Annotated in this window: 23 protein-coding genes; 10 read left to right on the top strand and 13 right to left on the bottom strand. The window is 60.4% G+C overall.

Annotation, left to right across the window (positions count from 1 at the left end):
* Window positions 1–95: 95 nt before the first annotated feature.
* From FJ957_RS24665 to FJ957_RS24655, 3 genes are read left to right on the top strand one after another with little or no spacing between them, the layout of a single operon-like run.
* Complete coding sequence (locus tag FJ957_RS24665; RefSeq protein WP_140835407.1) at window positions 96–404, top strand: hypothetical protein; 309 nt, start codon at window positions 96–98, stop codon at window positions 402–404.
* Window positions 401–1,693, top strand: a complete 1,293-nt coding sequence (locus FJ957_RS24660; protein ID WP_140835406.1) for an O-antigen ligase family protein — start codon at window positions 401–403, stop codon at window positions 1,691–1,693. The genes FJ957_RS24665 and FJ957_RS24660 overlap by 4 nt, the downstream gene beginning before the upstream one ends.
* The gene (locus FJ957_RS24655) at window positions 1,690–2,661 is read left to right on the top strand and encodes an NAD-dependent epimerase/dehydratase family protein (RefSeq protein ID WP_140835405.1); all 972 of its coding nucleotides are present in this window, start codon (window positions 1,690–1,692) and stop codon (window positions 2,659–2,661) included. Before FJ957_RS24660 ends, FJ957_RS24655 begins: the two co-directional genes overlap by 4 nt.
* Before the next feature lie 19 nt (window positions 2,662–2,680).
* Here the strand turns inward: FJ957_RS24655 and FJ957_RS24650 are convergent, their stop codons facing one another.
* The 3 genes from FJ957_RS24650 to FJ957_RS24640 all read right to left on the bottom strand — a co-directional run bounded on the left by FJ957_RS24650 (window position 2,681) and on the right by FJ957_RS24640 (window position 6,292).
* Window positions 2,681–3,211 carry a sugar transferase gene (locus tag FJ957_RS24650; protein WP_140835404.1) on the bottom strand — a complete coding sequence of 177 codons (531 nt, stop codon included), beginning with the start codon at window positions 3,209–3,211 and terminating at the stop codon, window positions 2,681–2,683.
* 3 nt (window positions 3,212–3,214) lie between these two features.
* Complete coding sequence (locus tag FJ957_RS24645; protein WP_246685953.1) at window positions 3,215–4,126, bottom strand: glycosyltransferase family 2 protein; 912 nt, start codon at window positions 4,124–4,126, stop codon at window positions 3,215–3,217.
* Between the two features lie 174 nt (window positions 4,127–4,300).
* The gene (locus tag FJ957_RS24640; RefSeq protein ID WP_140835402.1) at window positions 4,301–6,292 is read right to left on the bottom strand and encodes a nucleoside-diphosphate sugar epimerase/dehydratase; all 1,992 of its coding nucleotides are present in this window, start codon (window positions 6,290–6,292) and stop codon (window positions 4,301–4,303) included.
* Window positions 6,293–6,719: 427 nt separating this feature from the next.
* Here FJ957_RS24640 and FJ957_RS24635 point away from each other — a divergent pair, with 427 nt between their 5' ends.
* From FJ957_RS24635 to FJ957_RS24610, 6 genes are all read left to right on the top strand, one after another.
* Window positions 6,720–7,511 carry an ABC transporter permease gene (locus FJ957_RS24635; protein WP_140835401.1) on the top strand — a complete coding sequence of 264 codons (792 nt, stop codon included), beginning with the start codon at window positions 6,720–6,722 and terminating at the stop codon, window positions 7,509–7,511.
* A 7-nt stretch (window positions 7,512–7,518) separates the two neighbouring features.
* Complete coding sequence (locus FJ957_RS24630) at window positions 7,519–8,262, top strand: ABC transporter ATP-binding protein (protein ID WP_140835400.1); 744 nt, start codon at window positions 7,519–7,521, stop codon at window positions 8,260–8,262.
* A 192-nt stretch (window positions 8,263–8,454) separates the two neighbouring features.
* Window positions 8,455–9,585, top strand: coding sequence for a DegT/DnrJ/EryC1/StrS family aminotransferase (locus FJ957_RS24625; protein WP_140835399.1), 1,131 nt, complete (start codon window positions 8,455–8,457; stop codon window positions 9,583–9,585).
* Window positions 9,570–10,520 (top strand): glycosyltransferase family 2 protein, encoded by a 951-nt coding sequence (locus tag FJ957_RS24620; RefSeq protein WP_140835398.1) that lies wholly within the window; start codon window positions 9,570–9,572, stop codon window positions 10,518–10,520. Before FJ957_RS24625 ends, FJ957_RS24620 begins: the two co-directional genes overlap by 16 nt.
* Window positions 10,517–11,467 (top strand): WxcM-like domain-containing protein, encoded by a 951-nt coding sequence (locus FJ957_RS24615; RefSeq protein ID WP_140835397.1) that lies wholly within the window; start codon window positions 10,517–10,519, stop codon window positions 11,465–11,467. Before FJ957_RS24620 ends, FJ957_RS24615 begins: the two co-directional genes overlap by 4 nt.
* Window positions 11,457–11,837, top strand: coding sequence for a hypothetical protein (locus tag FJ957_RS24610; protein WP_140835396.1), 381 nt, complete (start codon window positions 11,457–11,459; stop codon window positions 11,835–11,837). Before FJ957_RS24615 ends, FJ957_RS24610 begins: the two co-directional genes overlap by 11 nt.
* Window positions 11,838–11,861: 24 nt before the next feature.
* Here FJ957_RS24610 and FJ957_RS24605 read toward each other — a convergent pair whose 3' ends face one another.
* From FJ957_RS24605 to FJ957_RS24565, 9 genes are all read right to left on the bottom strand, one after another.
* On the bottom strand, window positions 11,862–12,593 hold the full coding sequence (locus tag FJ957_RS24605; protein ID WP_140835395.1) for a hypothetical protein: 732 nt from the start codon (window positions 12,591–12,593) through the stop codon (window positions 11,862–11,864).
* Window positions 12,580–13,680, bottom strand: a complete 1,101-nt coding sequence (locus tag FJ957_RS24600) for a rhamnan synthesis F family protein (protein WP_140835394.1) — start codon at window positions 13,678–13,680, stop codon at window positions 12,580–12,582. Before FJ957_RS24600 ends, FJ957_RS24605 begins: the two co-directional genes overlap by 14 nt.
* Window positions 13,681–13,772: 92 nt before the next feature.
* A complete protein-coding gene (locus FJ957_RS24595; protein ID WP_246685952.1) occupies window positions 13,773–14,576 on the bottom strand; it encodes a class I SAM-dependent methyltransferase in 804 nt (267 codons plus the stop codon).
* A 161-nt stretch (window positions 14,577–14,737) separates the two neighbouring features.
* Window positions 14,738–16,276: a glucosyltransferase domain-containing protein gene (locus FJ957_RS24590; RefSeq protein ID WP_181180698.1), complete on the bottom strand. Its 1,539-nt coding sequence runs from the start codon at window positions 16,274–16,276 to the stop codon at window positions 14,738–14,740.
* Between the two features lie 4 nt (window positions 16,277–16,280).
* Window positions 16,281–17,222, bottom strand: coding sequence for a dTDP-4-dehydrorhamnose reductase (rfbD, locus tag FJ957_RS24585; RefSeq protein ID WP_140835392.1), 942 nt, complete (start codon window positions 17,220–17,222; stop codon window positions 16,281–16,283).
* Window positions 17,219–18,388 carry a dTDP-glucose 4,6-dehydratase gene (rfbB, locus tag FJ957_RS24580; protein WP_246685951.1) on the bottom strand — a complete coding sequence of 390 codons (1,170 nt, stop codon included), beginning with the start codon at window positions 18,386–18,388 and terminating at the stop codon, window positions 17,219–17,221. The genes rfbD and rfbB overlap by 4 nt, the downstream gene beginning before the upstream one ends.
* A gap of 14 nt (window positions 18,389–18,402) precedes the next feature.
* Window positions 18,403–18,957, bottom strand: a complete 555-nt coding sequence (gene rfbC, locus FJ957_RS24575) for a dTDP-4-dehydrorhamnose 3,5-epimerase (RefSeq protein ID WP_140835391.1) — start codon at window positions 18,955–18,957, stop codon at window positions 18,403–18,405.
* The gene (gene rfbA, locus FJ957_RS24570; RefSeq protein ID WP_140835390.1) at window positions 18,950–19,840 is read right to left on the bottom strand and encodes a glucose-1-phosphate thymidylyltransferase RfbA; all 891 of its coding nucleotides are present in this window, start codon (window positions 19,838–19,840) and stop codon (window positions 18,950–18,952) included. Before rfbA ends, rfbC begins: the two co-directional genes overlap by 8 nt.
* Window positions 19,841–20,060: 220 nt before the next feature.
* Window positions 20,061–20,651 (bottom strand): biotin transporter BioY, encoded by a 591-nt coding sequence (locus FJ957_RS24565; protein ID WP_140835389.1) that lies wholly within the window; start codon window positions 20,649–20,651, stop codon window positions 20,061–20,063.
* 220 nt (window positions 20,652–20,871) lie between these two features.
* Here FJ957_RS24565 and FJ957_RS24560 point away from each other — a divergent pair, with 220 nt between their 5' ends.
* Window positions 20,872–21,780 (top strand): MBL fold metallo-hydrolase, encoded by a 909-nt coding sequence (locus FJ957_RS24560; RefSeq protein ID WP_140835388.1) that lies wholly within the window; start codon window positions 20,872–20,874, stop codon window positions 21,778–21,780.
* Window positions 21,781–21,884: 104 nt separating this feature from the next.
* Here FJ957_RS24560 and FJ957_RS24555 read toward each other — a convergent pair whose 3' ends face one another.
* Window positions 21,885–22,670 (bottom strand): DUF1499 domain-containing protein, encoded by a 786-nt coding sequence (locus tag FJ957_RS24555; RefSeq protein WP_140835387.1) that lies wholly within the window; start codon window positions 22,668–22,670, stop codon window positions 21,885–21,887.
* Between the last annotated feature and the right edge of the window lie 17 nt (window positions 22,671–22,687).

Here is a 22,687-nt window from a genome sequence, read left to right as displayed (position 1 = left end):
TTGCAGGCGGCAATTCCATACCGCCCGGGCGCAAATTTCACTTCGGACAAACTGTTTCGTGCGGGCGTTCTACCAGATCGGCGCTGCCGATAACAATGCAAGACCCGCGCGGCGCGCCACGATTAGAGAACGAATTTTCCAAGCGCAGCGGGGACAAGCGGAAAATCCTGCCAGAGCTATCGAAAACGAAAGCCCGTGGCGTCCAGGGAATTCCGGAGTTCCCCGATCCTCGCCGGATCGGGGATTTCTGCCGCAACATCGTCGACCACACTATCGCGAAGCGGCGCCAGCCGCTATACGGGCTCGGGGAACGGGCAAGGCGCGGCAAACGGATCGGCGAGGCGGCCTCTGGCTGGCTCCATGGATCCGGGCGCAACCTGGAAAATTGCGAAGCAAGCATTTGAACCCGTTTACAACGCTCCGGCGCCACCTCACGCCCGCACAGATCAACGTCTATTTCTCGATCGTCTGCTTTTTTTCGCCGCCGGTGCTTGGATCGCTGGTCAGCGTCGCTTTCAATGCCGGTGGCGTGTGGTCCGCGATGCTGCTGGCCGCGAAACGGCGACGCTTCAACGTCGACCGGCCGATGCTCGCCGTCACGGTGGCGATCTATGCCTATTGCGCAGCCATGGTTCTGGCTTCGATCGTCAACGGCACGCTGGCCGCCGATCTGCGGTTTTTCCTGCCACTGATCACCTTCCTGCTATTCCCCATCTCCTATTCGACCTGGAGCATCACCGAGAAGAGCGCGCTGGCACGCATCGCCATCCTGGCCAGCACCGCGGCCTGCTTCGGCGCGCTGGCGATGGCCGTGTTCCAGTATCATCGGCTCGGTGTGAGGGCGGAGGGCGGCGCCGGCAATCCGATCGTCTTCGCGACCGTTACCTGCCTTGCCGTCATGACATGCCTTGCCGGCGCGCTGTCGGGCATCGAGAAACGCTGGAAGCTGCCGGTCCTGGCGGCGATCGCCGGAGCCATTGCGATTGTCTATTCGGGATCGCGCATGATCTGGGTGGCCGTGCCGATCGCCAGCATCGTCGTGCTTCTCATCAACCGCCGCCGGTTCACCGGCGCCAGCCTGGCACGCTTCGTGGCGATCGGCGTCGTAGTCGCCCTTGTGATCGCCGCCATCGGCTCCCGTGCCGTGCTGGATAGAACCGACTTCCTGGTCAGCGACTGGGATGCGCTGAACGCCAATGGTGACCATTCGACGGCGCTCGGCCTGCGCGTGGCGATGTGGGAAATCGGCTTTGCCGCGTTTCGCGAGATGCCGATTTTCGGCCATGGCATCTCGGCGAGCCGGGCGCTGATGAAGCAGGGTTTTCACGAGCAGTTCGGCCTAAGCGCGGGTTTCAGCCATTTTCACAATGGCTTCCTGACCGCGCTGGTCGAGGCCGGTCTGCTCGGGGCGCTGGCCCTGGCGTCGATTTTCGTCGTCGCCGCCTGGAACGCGGCACGGACACTGCGCCTCAGCGCCGATCCGGTGGAGCGGTTCGGCGCGACGATGGTCCTTGTCGCGGTCATCACCTATCTCACCGGCGGAATGGCCGGCATCCTGGTCGGCCACGACATCCTCGATGCAACGCTGATGGTGTTCCTGATCTCGGGGACCTACCTTGCATCCGGGCGGACGGCAGCGCCAACCGGGAAAAGCGCGCCTGCGGCGGCGCCGGACGCCAGCCTGCGACCATGAAGGTCCTGGTCACCGGCGCGATAGGCTTCATTGGACGCCGGGTCGTCAGCCGGTTGCGCGAGGCCGGATTCGGCATACGGATCGCCTCCCGCCAGCCGCAGCAACTGGCGGGCGCGGACGATGCCGTCGCGCTGCCCAGCGCCGATGCGTCGGACGAAGCCTTCCTGGCGCTGATGCGCGAGGTGACGCATGTCGTCCACTGTGCGGCGCTCAACAATGACCGCAACGCCGGCGAGGCCGACTTCCAGGCCGTCAATGCGATGCTGACCGGACGGCTCGCCCGGGCGGCGGGCGCGCGCACCGACGGGCGCTTCATCTATCTCTCCTCGATCCGCGCCGTGGTGGGCGCCGGTTTCAGCGGCACCATCGACGAGACCACGCCCCCTGCCCCGCAAGACGCCTATGGGCGCTCCAAGCGCGAAGGCGAGATCAAAACGCTGGAGGCTTTCGCAGCGGCAGGACGCGCCGGTGCGACGGCGTTGCGGCTGCCGCCAGTCTATGGCGAAGGCATGAAGGGAAATCTGCGCGCGCTGACGCGCCTCGCTGCCAACGGCCTGCCGCTGCCAGCAGCCGCCCTGACAGCGGTTCGCTCGCTCGTCTCGCAAGACGCCGTGGCCGGCGCCGTGACGCATCTTGTGACCCGTCCCGCGCCGCCGCGCCCGATCTATGTGCTCAGCGATGCTTCTCCGGTTGCGATGGCCGAAATCATCACCGCGTTCCGGCGCGGATACGGCCGGCCGGCCCGGCTTTTCCCCATGCCGGCCTGGCCGCTGCGGCTGCTGGCCACGCTGCTTGGCCGGCAGGCGTCATGGCAAGCCTTCATGGCGACGCAGATCTGTGACCCGTCCCTGCTGGCCTCGGAAGGCTGGATGCCGGAAACCGACACGCCCGGCCGGCTTGAGGAATTGGCGCGGCAGGCCGGTCAGAACGATTCCGGGAAGCGGCCAGGCTCGGGGCCTTCGCCGTAGCTTTCCGTCCGGAAGCGCTTCAAAAGAACGTACCCAGCAATATCTTGAGGTCCAGGCTGGTCGAGGCGGCCTTGATGTAGGCCGCGTCGGTTTCCGCGCAAAGTTTTGGATCGGACATGTCGATCCCCTTGATCTGCGCGAGCCCTGTGATGCCTGGAAGTGCGGTGAGCACGCCCAGTTCCCTGCGCCGTTCGATCAGTTCCGCCTGCGTCGGCAGGCATGGACGAGGGCCGACAAGGCTCATCTCGCCCTTGAGCACGTTCCAGAGTTGCGGCAATTCGTCGATTTTGGTTGCCCGCAGCACCTTGCCGACCGCGGTGACCGAACCGGCCGGCGCTTCGTGCGTAGGCAAGGAAGGCGTTGCGCGATACATGGTGCGCAATTTGCGGCAGGCAAAGAGGGCGCCTCCCCGGCCGACGCGGATCTGCGAGAAGATGGCGGGGCCGGCCGATGTTGCCCGGATTGCCAGCATCGCGACAAGCAGGACCGGAGCCGTCACCACCAGCATCGGAACAGCCACCGCGAGGTCAAGCGCGCGCTTCGCGGTCATCGCTCAGATCCGGCGCCAAAGGAAGGCGACGTAGAGCCCGAGCGTCCCCATGAATGTCTGCCGGTAGACGCCGCTTTTGCCGAGCAGGCCGAAGCGCTTGAAGATACTGCCTTTGCGCGCCCTGATGAACAGGCGAAGGCAAAGTGCTGCATCGCGCGCGATGAGGTCGCGGTTGACGGCGAGGCCGCGCAGATTGCTGTCCGTCCAGGTAGCGAACTGGCCCTCGAACAGACGTCCCAGTCTTGAAAACCTCGCCCTCCAGGAGACATTGGCGCCGACCAGGTTTGCCGCGTGCTGCCGGTATCTCACCAGCGGCCGCGGCTCGTAGCGGACCTTGCCTCCGGCGGCGGTGACGATGAGATAGGCCCACCAGTCATGGCTGACGAATTCGGTTCTCGCCGATGCTTTCACCAGGAGCTGACGCGCCGCGCGGTTGAAGAGCATGGTGTTGCCGCCCGCGATGCTCTGCACCAGCGCATTGCGGAAGGACGGCGGGCGACGAAACAGCGGCGAATAACCGGCCGGGACGCCGGTCTGCGAGATGGTCGCCGTGCGCGAGCAGAACAGGAGCGGCGTTTCGATGTCCTCTCCCTCCATCCAGCGGATTGCGCTCTCCAGCCGGTCCCGCTCCCAGACATCGTCCTGGTCGCAAAAGGCATAGAAATCGGCATCGATGCGCGGATCGATGATCATCGAGCGGAAATTGGCGGCGAAGCCCCTTTGCGGGCCTTGCAAAAGGGTGAGGGACCCCTTGATCCAGCGGGATCGCCACGTCTCGACGATTGCGGTCGTGGCATCCGACGAGCCGTCGTCGGAGACCCAGAGATCGACGAGCGGCCAGGACTGCGTAGCCAAGGATTGCAATTGTTCGCCGATATAGGCCGCGCCATCCTTCGTGCCCATGAGAACGGCCACGCGCTGATCTTTTCTGGTCACGGCTCTGAAATCACTTGCCCGAAGGGTGCTTGAATAGGTTTCAATGGACAATTGCGGGCGTACGGCACAGGTTTAAAGCGCACAGTACGCTTTAAGTTTTTGATCTTACGCATGTCTTTATCCCGAAACCGGTTTCCACTTTCGGGAGACATGCTAGCCAGCCTGCCCGGCCGTTTTCGGCGACGCCTCTTCACGCGCGCCGCTAACAGCTTCTTCCACCCCGTAGAGCCCTGCCAGGATGGCAAGCGCGGCGCCCTTGTCGCGATCGTGCATCGCGGCCACCAGCGCCGGCAGGGCCGCCTCGATCTTCGGCCATTCGATGACGCCGGTCCTGAGGCCGAAGATCTTGGCGGTGTCGAGCTTGACGACCTCCTCGTTCTCGGCATGCAGCGTCTCGTGCAGCTTCTCGCCGGGCCTGATGCCGGTGAAGCGGATCGGAATGTCGGTGTAGGGGCTTTTGCCGGCCATGCGGATCATGGTTTCGGCGACTTCGAGGATCGGCACGGGCTTGCCCATGTCGAGCATGTAGATGGCGTAGTCGTCCGCGCCCCGGCGCTGCTCGGCATCGGCGGCCGACATGATGACGAGGTCGACGGCCTCGGCCACGGTCATGAAATAGCGGGTCATGCGCCGGTCGGTGATGGTCACCGGCCCGCCGGCCTCGATCTGCGCCTGGAAGATGGTCGCCACCGAGCCGTTGGAACCGAAGACGTTGCCGAAGCGCACGGCGATGAATTTCGTGCCCGAATGACGCAAACCGGTGGCGCCGCCATGGCCGTTCGCCGCGCCGGCACGCGGCGGCGACGCCGCCGCCTGGGTTTCATGCAGCGAGGAGACGACCTGCTCGGCCGCCCGCTTGGTGACGCCCAGCACCGAGGTCGGGTCGACGGCCTTGTCGCTGGAAATCAGCAGGAACTGCGGCACCCCGCATTCGGCGGCGATCTCGGCACAGGCGAGCGTGCCGAAGACATTCGTCTCGATCGCCGCTTCCCAGTTTTCCTCGAGCAGCGGCACGTGCTTCAGCGCCGCGGCATGGAAGATGATCGCGGGTTTGAACTCGCTGACGAGGCGCGTCATGTGAGGCCGGTCGGTGACGTCGACGATGCGGCTGGTGAGCCGGTCGCGGTCGCCGTCGTCGGTCTGCTGATCGAGCTGGAAAATGCCGAACTCGGAATTGTCGGCCACCAGCACCGCCTCGGCGCCCAGTTCCAGCGCGCGCTTGACCAGCACGCGGCCGATGGAGCCGGCGCCGCCGGTGACCATCACGCGCTTGCCGCCGACGAAGGCGCCGATCTGCGTGATGTCGGTGGCGACCGCCGAGCGGCGCATGATTGTTTCCATCTCGACGGCATCGAGAACCAGCTTGCCGCCCTGCCCCAGTTCCGACAGGCCGGAAAACTGGACGACGGCGATGCCGCTGTGGCGGGCGACTCGCACCAGCTCGGCATAGTCCTCGATCTCGCGCTCGACCCCCTGGCCGAAGATCAGGAGGTCGAGGTTTTCCGTACCCTTGACATATTCCTCCAGCACCTCGACCAGGCGCGGCCGCAGCGCCACGACCGGAACGCCCTGGATCTGCGTGCCGAGCGGCGCGTCGCTCTCGGTGGCCATGATGCCGGCGATGGCGTATTCCGCCGGCATGGCCGTGCGGGTGAAGCGCACGATCAGGTCCGCCTCGCCCAGCCGGCCGATGAACAGCGCCTGCTTGGTCGAGGCAGCGCCGGCGGCGCGGCGTAGGATGCGCCAGCTCGCGCCGTCGCGCAGGAAGCGATAATAGAGCCTGGGCGCCGAGATGATGGTGAAGGAGACCAGGAAGAAGACGATGAACTGGCGCTCGTTGAGGCCGGCGACCGGCTGGAAGAAGAAGCGGAAGGCGAGCGAGGCCAGATAGAGCACCACCGTCAGGCTGCCGCAGCCCTTCAGGATGTTGAAGAAGTCGGGCGTGGAGGCAAAGCGCCAGACGGTGTTGTAGAGACCGCTGGATCGGAACAGCAGATGGGCGACGAGCACGATGAGCGCCCAGCAGGCCAGCCCGCCGGAAGAGAACGCGTCGAAGGAAAGCCGCGACTGCGACAGGGTCAGGCTGAGCGCCACCGCGACCAGAACCATGACGAGGTCCTGGATCATGATGATGGCGCGCCGCATCCTCGGTCGGATTCCCGATACGGCTTCTACGTAGGCGGTCATTGGGTGGCACTGAACTCCAGGCGCGGAGATGCTATCAGAACGGCCGCGGACAAAACATCGTCCACCGCCACTTCAGATTGCAATTCCCCGACCCCGTCGCCCGGTTATCGCCTTAGCGCGGAGAGGACGGGAGGGCTAGCGGTTTTTTTGGCTGAGTGAACGTGCCAATGATTTGTCTCGAAGCAGCAACAACCCAGGCCAAACTGTTGGTGACATCGGGAAACTGTCCAATAGACTCCGCTAATAGATGTCAGTGGACGACAATCCGGCTTCACTAAGCCGCACCACGTTGCCATAAGCTTGTCGCCATGGCTATGAAAGAGGGGCTTGGCGGTCGTGTGGGCGTTAAACGAAACACTAGAACAATAACTGTGGCACCACAGCGATGATTTCGGCACTGAACAGCGCGCTCGACGATATATTCGGGGCGATGAGGCTGCGAAGGGTATGGATTGCCCTCGCGCATGAGGATATCGGCGACCAGCACCGGCGCACCACGCTTGGGCCGCTTTGGCTGCTGGTCAACTATCTTGCCTTTGTCGGCACCTTCGTTTTCGTGTTCCAGCCTGCGGGCAAGGATGCCACAGGCTATACCGCCTACGTCGCGATTGGCTTGATGGTGTGGTTCTTCCTGATGGAGGTCATCTCGCTGAGCGTGTCACTCTTCAAGCGCGAGGAGAGCTTCATCGAAGGCACGACGCTTCCGCTGTTTGTCTATGTGATGCGATTGACCGTACAATCTGCGATCCGAGCCGGATACGCGATTGCAGGTTGCATTGTCATTCTATTGCTGACTGGCTCGGGGCTGACTATGGCGTGGCTGTGGTCGCTTATGGGGCTTCTCCTGATCCTGTTGGCTACACCGGCTCTCATCACCGTCTTTGCGTTTACCGGCGCATTCTTCCCGGACAGCGAATTCATCGTCGGCAACCTGATGCGCGTTGGAATGTTCTTCACACCCGTGTTCTGGGTTTATAATGGGCAAGACGCCATCCAGAGGTACGCATATCAATGGAATCCATTCGCCTACTTCCTGGACGTTGCACGCACCCCGATCCTCAGCGGCCAGTTTCCGAGTAATGCCTTCGCCGTCACAGGCATGGTAGCCTTGGCTATGTGGGCGATCGCGCTGCTGTTGCTTGGCAGATATCGCCGCCAGGTCGTCTTTTTGATATGAGTTTGTGATGGTTTCCATAAAACTGGACAACGTCAGCCTGGTCTACAAGCTGCACGAAAGACTGACGCTTTCGGCGCGGGATCGGCGTTTGGGCCCAACAGGCGGCAGAATTGAAGGTTCCAGCCGAAGGCAGTTCGTTCAGGCGCTCGACGGCGTCGGTTTCGAACTCAAGGCCGGCGACCGGCTTGGCCTTGTAGGCCCGAACGGAGCTGGGAAAACAACACTGCTGAAAGTCCTCTACGGCATCTACGAGCCTTCCGGAGGGAGCGTCGCGATCGAAGGTAAGGTCGATGCTCTTTTCAACATCAACATCGGATTTCGCCGCGAAGCGACGGGTCGCCGGAACATCGTATTGCGAGGCCTGATTAACGGATGGTCGGAAGCCGAGATCGAAGAAAAGATGGAAGCCATCATTGCCTTCAGCGAGCTCGGCGATTTCATTGACCTTCCATTCAAGGCCTACAGCCAGGGAATGGCGGCGCGGCTCGCTTTTTCGGTGGCGACAGCGCTTGAACCCGAAATCCTGCTGATGGACGAATGGATCGGAGCAGGCGATGCTTCTTTCCAGGAAAAGGCCAAGAGGCGCATGGACGAACTGGCCGAAAAGGCAGGCATCATCGTTCTGGCGAGCCACAGCGAAAGCCTTATTCAGAGCGTGTGCACCAAGCGGCTGACGCTCAAAGGCGGCCGGGTGGAGTCGCTGACGCCAGTGCCGATCAGGTCTGCCGAAGCGGTTTTGGTCAACCCTTAGGCTCAGAGCGTTCTCCAGAATGACGCCAGCCTGTTGCGACCGAGACGGAATCTCAATAGTTGCGCTGTGGTCCTGGCTTTCCGCTGCTTCCGCGATGCAAGTATTCTTAACTGAGTCATGTCAGAATCATCTAAATTTCCGAATGTTCGCGGGCGAACACGCTGGAATGAATAAGACACTGCCGAGTTGTTGATGACGAAGCCGAATGCCGTTCCGATGAATGATCTCAAGCGTCTGTACCAGCGCTATGAGGTTGAAATCGCGCGCGAAGTAGCGAGCACGCTGCGGTCCGGATGGTGGCTCAATGGCGTAGCAGGGAAGCGATTCGGAGCGAACTTTGCGACGTTTGCAGGAGCCTCGGATTGCATCCTCGTCGCAAACGGAACGGACGCCCTTGAACTCGCTTTACGCTCTATCGTCGGGCTTGACGATGCGCATGGACGCGAGGTGATCGTGGCGGCGAATGCCGGGGGATATGCCAGTTGTGCGTGCTGGCACAACGACCTCATTCCACACTACGTCGACATCGAACCGGCTAGCCAACTTGCAAGCGTCCGATCGGTGCTGGAAGCGGTGAGTACCGACACGGCTGCGATTGTCGTTACCCATCTTTACGGCGGCGTGGTCGATGTTCCCGCTATCCGGGCAGGACTTGTCAATGCCGGAATGTCGCACATCCCGGTCATCGAGGATTGCGCCCAGGCACACGGTGCTCGCATCAGGGGTGAAATGGTTGGATCACTTGGAGACATCGCCACTTTCAGCTTCTATCCGACTAAAAATCTCGGCGCGATGGGTGACGGTGGCGCAGTCCTCACCTCCAACCAAAGACTGGCGGAGCGCGTTCGTCAGCTTCATCAATATGGCTGGAGTTCCAAATACCATGTGGCCCTGCCAGGAGGGCGCAACTCTCGCATGGACGAGGTCCAGGCAGCGATTTTGGATGTATTTCTTCCAGACTTGAACAGCCGCAACGAACAACGCCGCAGCATCGTTAGCCGATTTAGGGCTGTTACCGGGCGCCGGCTCAAATTCCTCGACGGCGGCAACGGCGCCGTCGCACACCTCGCGGTCCTGCTGTGTGACGACCGGGACGCATTCCGCACCTTCATGAAGGAGCGCGGCGTCGATACCGATGTCCACTATCCCGTGCTCGATTGCGATCAGGTTGGTTGGGCTGCCCTGCCCATGAAAGGGGCCGAAAATCTCGCAATCTCCCGGGCAAGCATCAGTCGTCTGTGTTCCGTCCCGTGCTACCCGGACATGACGAATGATGAGGTCGAGCAAGTGTGCAGGGCCCTCATCGAATGGGAGGCAATGTGACTGCGCGCTCTCTTGTTTTTCCCATTTACCGCAACGAGCCGAACATCCCTTCCCTGTTGCAGGCCGTCGCCAAATTCGACGCCATGTATGAGGGCGACATCGAGTTTGTCTTCGTCATCGATGGATCGCCCGACCAGTCGGGCGGCCTGCTGGTTAGAGCTTTGGAGGACGCCAGCTACAGATACAAGATCATCTTCCACAGCCGGAATTTTGGCTCCTTCACGGCCATTCGGACGGGGCTCGAACACGCGTCCGGCAAACATGTGGCCGCGATGGCGGCCGACCTCCAGGAACCGCCCGAACTCATTGTCGAATTCTTTTCGATACTGGAAAAGGATACGGCTGACGTTGTGTTTGGCCGCAGAACCGGTCGCGACGACCCCCTTTTGACGCGCTTCCTGTCCCGAGCCTTCTGGAGCGTTTACCGCAGGCTGATTATGCCCAGCATGCCGAGCGGCGGCGTCGATATATTTGCCTGCAACCGCCAAGCGCTCGATGCGATCCTGTCAATCGAGGAGCCAAACAGCTCGCTTGTGGTTCAGCTGTTCTGGGTCGGATTCAGGCGGGAGTTCGTGCCTTACCGGCGACGCGAGCGGGAGCATGGGAAGAGCGCCTGGGGCATTGGGCGCCGGCTCAGATATATGATGGACTCGATCTTCTCGTTTTCCGACTTTCCGATCGTTCTTACACTCTGGGTGGGAATTGCGGGCTGCATTCTCAGCCTTGTGTTTGCTGTAATCACCGTCGTCGCCCGCTTGCTTGGCAGGATCGACCCTGCCGGGTACACGACACTGGTTCTGCTTATCGTGGGATTCGGGTCAGCGATTCTCGCCGTGCAAGGCATTCTTGGTTGTTATCTTTGGCGAGCAGTTGAAAATACCAAATCGCGCCCACTGCGAATAATAAGCCGTGTCGTCGACGGGACCTCTGCATGAACGACAAGACTTTTTTTGTCCATGACCGTGGCATCTGCGAGAGCACGAGCGTCGGCGACGGCACAAGGATATGGGCATTCGCCCATGTCCTTCCGGGCGCCAAGATTGGCGCGAACTGCAACATCTGCGATCATGTCTTCATCGAAAATGACGTGACGGTCGGCGATGACGTCACGATCAAAAGCGGCGTTCAGCTATGGGATGGCGTCCGGCTGGGCAATCGCGTGTTTGTCGGCCCGAATGCCACCTTCACCAACGACCGGTTCCCGCGCTCGAAACATTACCCCGAGACGTTTCTCCAGACGATCGTCGAGGACGGCGTGTCGATCGGCGCCAACGCGACGATCCTGCCCGGGATAACGATTGGACGCCAGGCGATGATCGGCGCCGGCGCCGTGGTGACCAAGAACGTGCCGGCCAACGCCGTGGTGGTCGGAAATCCAGCCGTCATCGTTGGCTATCAGACCGGTCCGCAGGTCGAGCCTGTGATGACGCAAGCGACACCCGGCGCCGCCGGTGACAGGATGGCGCTTGGGGTCGGCGGATGCGAGCTTTGGCGGTTGCCGCATTTCAGTGATCTGCGCGGCGAACTGGCCCCGCTCGAGTTCGGACAGAACCTGCCCTTCAAGCCCTTGCGGTCGTTTCTCGTTTACGGCGTCCCTTCCGACAAGGTCAGGGGCGAGCACGCGCACCGCCAGTGCCATCAATTCCTGATCGCTGCTCACGGGCGTCTTTCAGTGGTGGTCGATGACGGCCGCGACAGAAAGGAAGTCTCGCTGGCAGATCCCTCGATCGGTCTTTACCTGCCGCCGGGGGTGTGGGGCATTCAGTACAAGTTCCAACCGGATACTGCGCTGCTCGTCATGGCTTCGCATCCATATGATGCAAGTGACTACATCAGGGACTATTCGGATTTCCTCGCCACGGTCAGACCGGATGACCACTGACCGGATAGGCTCGGACGCAATCCGCTTTCTAGTGGCCGGCGGATTGAACACAGCCTTGACTAGTGCCGTCTACTTTGCTGGCTTGACGATCCTGTCGTCGGGCATTTCCTACACCATTGCCTGGCTAGTAGGCCTAGCATTCGTGATGGTGTTCTATCCGGACCGCGTCTTTCCCGGAGGGCGTACCGGCTTCGCGGATCGGCTGGCAGTCGGCGGCTCGGTCGCCGCGGTGTTTGTGGCAGGCTTGGTAACCCTTCATTTTCTCGAGCGAGCGCTGCAAAGCCGAGCGGCAGCGTTCTTTGCAACGCTGGCCATCACAACAGCGCTCAACTTCACTATTTCTCGATCTATACTACGCAACAAACGGTGAAGCAATGCGGATTCCCTATTAAACCTAAATGGGAAATCTTACCTGAGACATTTTTAGGTATAATTCCGGGCCATTACGAATTACGTCTACCGCTCTAGATTTTACTCGATCTGACGATTGCAACCCGCAGAAATCGGCAAGAGCAGCTACAAAATTTGCGGGTTGAAAGATCGCTTTCTCATAACTGACAAGGAGTGCAGGAACGGTGAGTCTTTCGACGAGGTTCATAATCTCAAGATTCAGTTCGACTGCTCTGCGCAGTTGGTCACGGAACTCGCAAACCATCGAGATTTCTTCCCGTTTTGCGATGGCGACTGGATCGCGAAAAGGTATAACCAATCTCGGCTCCCGAAACAGGTGAAGATAGCTTCCAACACTTTGGAAGGCCATAGGCCGCTTGAAGCCCCAGACGTTGTGGACGCTGTTGTATCGGCCGATCATCGCAGGCAACTCGTCCGGCGCGTTTTCAATGGCATCTGCGAATTCCAAGTCCTCGAACACCGCTTTGTCGGCCTGGTCGCCCAGGTAAACTCCAAGGGAATCCAGCGTGGCCGCCACCATGGAAGTGCCCGAGCGAGGCGCACCAACGACAACAATCGTCGCAGTGCCTCCCGCCACGCTATTATTGATGACATGGACTCCGAAGTTTCTAAGTTGATTGATATCAATCTGCGCTGATGGGCGACTACGTTTAGATAGCCACTCAAATCGTTTCGATGCCCCTCGCAGCATGGCCGCCCCGCTAAATGATTCCATCGTTGAACTGAATTCTTTTCAAAAAGCTCAGTTGAGTTCCAGCCCCTTTCCGCCTCATATCCGACAGAATTTCATGAAGATGACCCTCATGCCCCAGGTCCCTTAGGCAAGCCTCAACATCATAGATCGAATACTGCAAGCGGTATACCAGATCCCGCTTCAGAAGCGGACATCTTAGAAACCTCCGATAGAGAAAACCTCCGGTGTGTATCTGAGAACGCCCCGATATACGATTCAGTATATCGCCTTGTACTTCGTTTCCGCGAGCGCCCTTGTGATCTTCCCTTCGCAACCGGATTGCAGAAGGAAGAGTTCCACTAAGCGAAATCAACTCCCCTAGGGAAAGATCTTTCATAAAAGGCTGAATTTCGTTAGGTGAGTATATAACATCTATCTTGTCTGCAAAGGGCACTATTGCCTTCGACAATCCGATCTCTCCCCTTTGTATCGCCCATCTTCTCGAATTTACTGGCAAATATTTCCGCCAAAACTCAACAGCAGCGGGAGTATCCAACATCCGCCGCGACACAGAGAAGCAAAACGATTGGATATGATAAAAAAACTCCCAATTTTCAAACGCCGTGCAGATGTCGGCTTTCGAGGTCGCCAGCCGCTGGATCATCTCAGTCAGGCCCTCTCGGAAGAAATAGACGCTGTCGTTCAGATAAATAAGACGCTCAACATCGAAATGCTTACGCAAGAAATGAGTTGCGTCTTGGAATCCGCCAATATCGAATCCCGTATTGTCTCTGGTCAGAATCCAACGACTTTGCGAAACAAGCTCTGCCCCAGTAGCATCGTTTAGCGTGTGATTAGCCACTACGATGACGTTAACTTCCGCCTCCGCCAGCGCGTCAAGGGCATTTTTTACATACCACGACAGTTCTTTCGGCTGCCATATCAAAAAGATAGCAAATTTTCCATTTTTAAAGCGGCGATTTCCCTCAATACTTTCCGTTATAAATCCGTCTTTTCCTGACAACCGACGAATAACCGCAGAAAATACCTTCGGATAATAGAACATCGATCGCGCAAAAACCTTAATCGCGGCCTCTTTTAGCCGATCAGCGGCGTTCTTGTTCGTCACGTTATAACTTCCCTCCTGGTCCTTCTACCCCATGTGGGGCGATCGGCCGTTCATACCGGTCTAGGACAGATATCGACGGTAGCTCCAGATCCTCACTTCGAGAGGATGGCTGTGAATTCATTACGATTGAACGGCGTTGCATGCACACTCACGGGGCGCAATGGCGAATATCCGAGTTCGAACAGTGCCTGGATGTTGCGTTGAAAGCCTTCCGGGGTAAATTGCCATGAGTGGACATCAACATAGCCGCCGGCGGCTTGCCGGTGCTCTTCAATTGCAGCTCGCACGCGCCTCCGGAGCTCAGATGATTGCAGTTCGACGCCATGGTCTCCGCGCCAATGTCGGACACAGTCATTGTGCACGGTCAGCGCTCGGTGTTCGATCACACTCGCAAGCCGGTGAATCCTACGCTGAGATAAGCATGCGTCAAGAATGTCAGCGATCGTAGATTCAGCGATAAAGTGATCAAAGCAATATCTTTTGTCAGGCACGATAATATAATATTTTCCACCATCCTCCAGGAGGCCTGAAACTTGTCGAAAATGGTCGATCAAGTCGGGCTGGTGCTCAATACAATGGCAACTAACCACTGCAGAGAACTTTTCAGACACCACCGAGAGATCACCGATCGGCGATGTATAGTGAATCTTCGGAACAGCTTTTATCGGATATCCGATCTGGTTGGCCCTGACGACCAATTGCTCGCTGTCGAGGATGTCGAAATACCGAACCTGCTCGCCAATCACCTGTGGATTACAAAAGGGGCCAATCTCAAGGATCGACCGGCTTGATCTCAATTCGTCCAAGAAGCGCTCACGCAGTGACAGAGGAGAGCCCAACCTTCCTTCCCGAGAACCAATTCTGAAAAAATGATCACGAAGCTGCTCGTCGCTCATGCGAGCCAGGTCGGGGTAACTTTTGCGATAGAACTCTATGTCTAGGCAAAGACCTACCTCTATTGTCGGAGGTTGAACTGCTTCTTGGATTAATGAATCTCGCGCGACCCTCTTTAGTTTAGAGAGACTCCCCCAAATTCTGGAGAGGTATTGATTGCCAATCATGGTGAATAATATCCTGATTGCAAGCCGAGTTTTACGAGCACAACATCGTTCAGTAGACGGACACTACCATTTGCAGGAAAAACTGGCATCGCGTTAAATTCAGGTTTGAGCGCCCTCCGCTGATTGCCAGGCAGTTGCACGAGATTCTTATATCCCTGCATCTGCAAGTAAGCGGACATTCGCTCGATGTTGCCACCATCCCAAGAGAAGAATGAAGCACCAGCTGTAGAGCCTACCGCGATCGAATATAGGTTAGGGCGGACTACGCCACCATATATATCGAATTTCTGAGGTTTACTGAGGTCAGCTACCTCCGACATTTTTTCATATATTCTGCTTGCCATTTGCCGATCAAAATCGGCAGCCAAAAGCCGTTCCGCTTGGTATTGGGAAATGGCTGCTGCTGACTGAATTGCAAGCGTTCCCGTCAAAATGTAGCCCGTTATTCTCAGTTGCTTCGATTTCGAATTCATAACCACAATCGAACAAACGCAAATTGAACCCGGGACGGCGAGCAGAGTCCTCATTGGCACCAACCCGCCAGCCAATAACATGAGCGGAAACGGCGCAAGTAATATCATCAATAGAAGAAGCGTAGAAATAAACCTTCTCTGTGTGATGACGATAAAGGCGGCCAAGGCAATAAGAAAACCGCTAGCCCAAATCGCGGTGCCAAACATTGAACGTGCGCCCGTTAAAACCAGGACGCTATTCGCAATTGTCCTTCCCACGACTCCGAGAGGATTCGCCAGTAGAATGTCCGGTCGCATAAATGCCTCGATATAGGCGAGCGGTATCCCAGAAAAAGTTACAAAAAGTTTCTGAATCAAGAGGTGCATCGCAATCGACGCAACGATCAAAGCGAATACGGAAATAGTGTCCCGTATTTTTCGTTCACTGTCGCTGAAGAAGACAACCGCCAGGCCAACCACGAGGGCAACAAAGGCAAACGCCTGGTAGGTGCCGATTGCCGCCGTTGCGGAGACAACCATGACAATCGCCCAAAAAACCTTGTGGTTTTCAGTTAAGTGTCGTTCCACAGTGTAAGCGACCACTCCGCAGAGCAACAAACCAAAACCAGCCGAGGAAGTATTCGCAGGGAATTCGAGCAGACAGCTCCAAATCGGAAATGCCGCGAAGGCTGCAAAGGCAAGAAACGAACTAGCCCCGAATGGCTGTCGGCAACCACGGAGGACAAGCATATATGCGATTGCAGCGCAGAGACCAAATAGGCCAACCGTAAAGGCAGGCACAACTGGAAACGGCAGAATGTACCGTAACAGCACGTAAGTCATCCATCGGCCTTGCGCTATCCACGCGCCTCCGGAGTCTCTTGTCGCTGCGATTTCCGCATCGATGTAAAGAGGCAACGTTGTCATCATTGGGAAATAAATGGCGACGAAAAGCAGCCACAATCGCGCGGCGGATTTCGCGTTCTCTACCGCTGTCTGTTGACTCACCTTCAGTCCTCTCAATCTGTGCACTGCACGTTCGGGACGCGCATCTTGAAAGCTGCTACTGGCAACAGAAAGCATGGGGTTAAGCTTGTCTGTGGCGGTCCATTGCGTCACACCTCGATGGAAGACACAGGCCCCGGCCATCTCGGACTAGATGAGCAACCACCCTCTCCGTCGCCTCCCGCCACCCCGGCGCGTGCCACCCAAACGCCGCTGCAAACTTCGCGCTCGACAGCCGCGAATTTTGCGGGCGCCGTGCCTTGGTCGGATAGTCGCTTGTCGCGATGTCGCGCACGTTCGCGTGCGGGCCACCAAACGCCCGGCTTGTGTCGAGGATGTGACGGGCAAAGCCGCTCCAGTTGGTGTCGCCCTCGCCCGCCAGATGGTAGACGCCGAAGGCGGCGAAATTGCCGTCGTCGACCAGCTTCGGCGCCGCATACAGGATGGCGTCGGCAATGTCGAGCGCGGATGTCGGGTTGCCCCATTGGTCGGCGACGACCGCGATCTCGTCGCGGTCGGCGGCGAGGCGCAGCATCGTCTTGACGAAATTCCTGCCGAAGGGGCTGTAGACCCAGGCGGTGCGCAGGATGAGGTGGCGCGGGTTGGCCGTCGCGACCGCCTCTTCGCCGGCGAGCTTGGAGGCGCCGTAGACGCCGAGCGGGGCGGTCGGGTCGGTCTCGACATAGGCGCCATCCTTGGTGCCGTCGAAGACATAGTCGGTCGACAGATGGATGACGGGAACGCCGAGCCTTGCCGCGGCTTCGGCCACCTTGCCGGCGCCGGCGGCGTTCACGGCGAAGGCCAGGTCCTTCTCGTCCTCGGCCTGGTCGACGGCGGTGTAGGCGGCGGCGGAAACGACGATGTCGGGCCGTGCCGCTTCAAGGGCGGCGAACACCGTGTCTGGCCGCGCCAGGTCGAGCGCCGGCCGGCCGACGGCGACGACCTCGACGTCGTCGCGGCCCCGCGCCGCCTCGACCAGACTGGCGGCAACCTGACCCTCGCGTCCGGTGACGGCAAGCCTCACGTGGCCACCTTCCTGCTCTCGGCCGCGTTCCCGGCCGGGCTGCTTTCGGCCCTTGCATTTTCGATCTGGGCGTTCTCGACCGGAGCGTTTTCGGCCGGGCGCGTTTCCACCTTAGCGCGGCCCAGCCGCGCGCCATCGTAGCGCTGCTCGCGGATCGGCCCCCACCACCATTTGTTGTCGAGATACCAGTCGACGGTCCTGGCCAGGCCGCTGTCGAAGTCCTCCCGCGGCGTCCAGCCGAGGTCGCGCGCGATCTTGGAGGCGTCAATCGCATAGCGGCGGTCATGGCCGGGGCGGTCGGTGACGAAGGCGATCAACTCGCGATAGCGCTTGCCGCCGGCGCGCGGCTGCCTGAGGTCGAGAAGATCGCAGATCGCCTCGACGACTCCGAGATTGGTGCGTTCGGAATTGCCGCCGACATTGTAGCTCTCGCCCGGCTGTCCCTTGGTGGCCACCAGTTCAAGGGCCCGCGCGTGATCCTCGACGAACAGCCAGTCGCGCACATTGGCGCCGGCGCCGTAGACCGGCAGCGGCTTCTCGTCGAGCGCGTTGAGGATGACCAGCGGGATCAGCTTCTCCGGGAAATGATAGGGCCCGTAATTGTTCGAGCAGTTGGAAAGAACCACCGGAAGGCCGTAGGTCTCGTGCCAGGCCCGCACCAGATGGTCGGACGCCGCCTTCGAGGCCGAATAGGGCGAGGACGGCGCGTAAGGCGTCTCCTCCACGAACATGCCGCCGTCGAAAGGCAGGTCGCCAAACACCTCGTCGGTCGAGACATGGTGGAAGCGGAAGCTGTCCTGGCGGGCCTGCGGAAGCCCGCGCCAGTATTCCAGCGCGGCATTCAGGATGCGGTAGGTGCCGACGATGTTGGTCTCGATGAAGGCGCCCGGCCCGTCGATCGAGCGGTCGACATGGCTCTCGGCCGCAAGGTTCATGACGATGTCGATGTCGTCGCGGCGCAAGATCTCCAGCACCGCGCGCTCGTCGCAGATGTCGGCCTGCTCGAAGCGATAGTTGTGCGCGTTCTCGATCGGCCTCAGCGAAGCGAGGTTGCCGGCATAGGTGAGCTTGTCGAGATTGGTGACGCGATAGGCCGGATTGGCGCACAGATGCCGGCACACGGCCGAGCCGATGAAGCCGGCGCCTCCGGTGACCAGAAAATTCATGCCGCCGTCCCTCCTCACGCGAACACCTGCGCCAGGCCGAGCAAGGGCGCGTTGCGGTCCTTGTCCGAAAGCTGGAAGCCGCCCGCGATCGACGGCCATTTTATGCCGATCTCCGGGTCGTCGAAGCGGATCGACCGGTCGTGCTCGCGCGAATAGGTGTCGGTCACCTTGTAGAGCACCTCGGTATCCGGCACGAGCGTAACGAAACCGTGCGCGAAGCCTTTCGGCACCAGGACCTGGTTGCCCTTTTCGGCCGATATCTCCAGAGCCACCCATTTGCCGAAGGTCGGCGAGGCGCGGCGGATGTCGACCGCGACATCGAGCACGCTGCCCCTGATGACGCGCAGCAGCTTGGCTTGCGCGCGCGGCGGCAGCTGGTAATGCAGGCCGCGCAGCACGCCGGCCGCGGCGGAATAGGAATGATTATCCTGCACGAAGGCGAGGTCGATGCCGGCCTCGGCGAAGCGTTCGGCATTCCAGGTCTCGCTGAAAAAGCCGCGCGCGTCGCCATGCCGCTTCGGCACGATCTCCAGCACGCCATCGAGGCCGAGCGGCCTGACCTCAAGCACCGCGTTCCTCCATCAGATCGGCCACCCGCCGGCGCAGATAGGCGGCATATTCGTTCTTGCCGAGCCGCGCGGCGCGCTCCAGAACCTTGTCGGCGCCGAGCCAACCCTGCTCGAACGCGATCTCCTCCGGGCAAGCGACCTTGATGCCCTGGCGATGCTCGATCGTGCGCACGAAGGAGGCCGCCTCGTGCAAGCTGTCATGCGTGCCGGTATCGAGCCAGGCGTAGCCGCGGCCGAGCTGATGCACCTGCAGTTGCCCGCGCTCGAGATAGACGTTGTTGACCGCCGTGATCTCGAGTTCGCCGCGCGCGGAAGGGCGGATCGTCGAGGCGATGTCGACGACGCCGTTGTCGTAAAAATAGAGACCGGTGACGGCCCAGTTGGATTTCGGCTTTTGAGGCTTTTCCTCGATTGTCAAAGCCTTGCCGGTTGCCTTGTCGAACGAAACCACGCCGTAGCGCTCCGGATCGTCGACATGATAGGCGAATACCGAGGCGCCGCTTTCACGGCCGGCAGCGCGACGGCACAGATGCGACAAACCCTCGCCGAAATAGATGTTGTCGCCGAGAATCATCGACACGTTGTCCTTGCCGATGAAGTCGCGACCGATGATGAAGGCCTCCGCGAGGCCGTTGGGCTGCGGCTGCTCGGCGTAGGAAAGCTCCACGCCAAATTCGGAACCGTCGCCCAGCAAAGCCTGAAAGACCGGCAAGTCGCGCGGAGTTGAGATGATGAGAATCTGGCGGATACCCGCGAGCATCAGCACGCTCAGCGGGTAATAGATCATCGGCTTGTCGTAGATCGGCAGTATCTGCTTAGAAACCGCTAATGTAAGCGGATAAAGGCGTGTTCCGCTGCCACCCGCAAGGATAATTCCTTTCAACAAGCTCTCCTTGAACTACCGCGGCCCCCGCCTCGACGCCAAGTTGCCCGTGCTTAGGTTTCGGGCGCTGGCTTGTCAATGTCGGCTTCGACTGCTTCCCGACGCACCTCACCGCTTTCTATCATCCGGCGTGCGGTGGTTTCGAGCGAAATCCGACCGCGCCATGAAAAAGGGCCGGCGGGCGCTTGTCGCCCGCCGGCCCTTTTCTCGTCGATCGTTCTCAGCCGCGCTTGAGCAATGCCCAAACGGCCGGCACCAGGCTGGCGGCCAAAGCCACCTTGATCAGGTCGCCGACGATGAAGGGCAGGACGCCGAACTGCCAGGACTTTTCCGGCCCGATGAGGATCGCCAGCCAGGCAAAGCCCATGGCCATCATGACGACCTCCGCCGTCAGCATCGCGCCGAACAGCTTGAACGGATTGCGGTCCCAGCCGCGATCCGCGGCCCAGCCGGCGATCGCCGCCATGACCACGAAGCCAGCAAGATAGCCGCCCGTCGAACCCAGCATATAGGCGATGCCGATGCCCTTTTCCGGCGTACCCTGGAAAACCGGCAAGCCAAAAGCGCCTTCGGCGAGGTAGAGAAGGAGCGTGGCGACAGCAAGGCGCAGGCCGAACGCCGAGGCGATCAACAGCACGGCCAGCGTTTGCAGCGAAATGTCGACCGGGCCGAGCACCACTTTGGTCTTGGCCGAAAGCGTCAGCAGCAAGGTTCCGGCGAGTGCCAGGAAAAGCTGGGTCGCGAGCCGAGCGGCGCCCCGATCCGGCAGGGTGAGAGAAACAAGCGGGCGCATCGTGGTTGCAGTTGCCATGGTCTTCCCCATTCTGGCTGATTTGTTGGGTGGCTGATTGCTGGCTTTAAAAGCGCATCGCACAGAAACGGGTCCAGGCGGCGCGCTTTAAAAATTGTTCTGATGCATGTCGTTCTCCCAAAACCGCTGCGCGGTTTTGGGCGACATGCATTGATTTTCCTATATTGGCTTCCGTATCGGGCGGCAATCATTTTGCCGCATTGCAACGGAGCACGCCGGCATGGCCCTTGAATTCGACACTAGCTTCGATCCCGCCTATGGCCGGGCGGTTGCGGTTGCGCCGGGTGTGCTGCGCGTCACCGCCAGAAATCCAAGCCCGTTCACCTTCCACGGTACCAACAGCTATCTCGTCGGCCGCGAGATGCTGGCGGTGATCGATCCAGGGCCGGAAGACGACGCCCATCTCGAGACGCTGCTCAAGACGATTGCGGGCAGGCATGTCAGCCACATCTTCGTCAGCCACACCCATCGCGACCATTCGCCGCTCGCAGCGCGATTGAAAGAGCTGACCGGCGCCCCGACGCTTGCCGAAGGCCCGCATCGGCCGGCCCGCGCCTTGCGCATCGGCGAGGTCAATCCGCTCGACGCCAGCGCCGACCTTACCTTCGTTCCCGATGTCGTGCTGGCCGACAATGCGCTGACTGAGGGCGACGGCTGGGCCATCCGCACCGTGCTGACGCCCGGCCACACCGCCAACCACGCCGTGTTTGCCCTCGAGGGGGCCGGAACCCTGTTTTCAGCCGACCATGTCATGGCGTGGTCGACCACGATCGTCGCGCCGCCGGACGGCGCCATGGCCGACTATATGAGCTCCCTCGACCGGCTGCTGGCGCGCGACGATCGCTTGCTTTTGCCGGGCCATGGCGGGCCAGTGACCGCGCCGCGAAGGTTCATGCGCGGCCTCAAGACGCACCGCAAGATGCGCGAAAGGGCGATCCTGGAACGCATCCGCGCCGGAGACCGGACGATCGTGGAAATGGTCGCGGCGATCTACCGCGACACAGACCCGCGGCTGCACGGCGCCGCGGGGCTTTCGGTACTTGCCCATCTCGAGGATCTGGTCGCGCGCGGCCTGGTCGTCACGGACGGTGATCCGGCCATAGATGGCGTTTTCGCGCCCGCTGCGTAGGTCTGGAGCGCGTCACCGTTTCACGGAAAACGGCGAAGCGCTCCCACTTCCTTCTTGGCGCAATTCCGGACGGAAAACCGCTTCACACTTTTCCGGGAATTGCTCTATTCGGCCGGCGCCGGGCCGACCTGCCCGGCGACCTGCTGGTCGAGCTCGCCGAGGAAATCCGTGATGCGGGCGGCGTTGTCGCCGAGGTCGTAGCGGCCGTAGCGCGAGGCCGAGCGCATGTCGACGATGACCTGCTCGCCGTCGTCGGTGACGCGGATGGCGACGTCGGCCGGCAGTCCGAGCACGAAGCCCTTGGCCAGCGCATTGATGGTCGCCTCGCTCTGACCGTTGATGTCGGGATAAGGTGCCGTCAGCTGCCAGTCGCGGCGGTCGAGCACGGTTTCGACAGCGTCGACGACGGTTTCGAAAGGCAGGTTGTAGCTGCGCCCGCTAACTAACGGATAGGCGGCGGCCTGCAGACTCTGTTCGCCCGGGGTGGGCGGCGACAGCTCGTTCATGTCGGCGGTGCGCTCGCTGGTGTCCAGCACCGGCGGATCGTCGAGATCGGTCGAGATGTCGCGCAGCGGCGGATAGATCGTCGCCCAGTAGACGGCGACGCCGTAGGGCGCCAGCACCAGAAGCGCCAGCAGCGCGCCGATGCTGAGATCGCGGCCACCGCGATCGCCGAAACTCCAGACCCTGGACAGACCGAGACCAGCCAGCAACAGGGCAAGCGCCGCCAGCAGCGCCACGACCGCCAGCACCCACAGGAAAGGCGGTGTGTCGACGAGACCCAGCCTGTAGGTGGCAATGACGGTGAGCAAAAGGACGAGGGAAAATGCCCCGATCCGCCGCGACCAGCCGGCCGCCCTCGACGTCTGCCGTTCAGGAATAGATGCCATTCTGTGCCGTGTCGTCC

It is taken from the genome of Mesorhizobium sp. B2-4-6, assembly GCF_006442775.1.
Lineage (GTDB): Bacteria > Pseudomonadota > Alphaproteobacteria > Rhizobiales > Rhizobiaceae > Mesorhizobium.
Note: the sequence above shows the minus strand (reverse complement) of the source record. Positions and strands in the feature narration are given on the sequence as shown.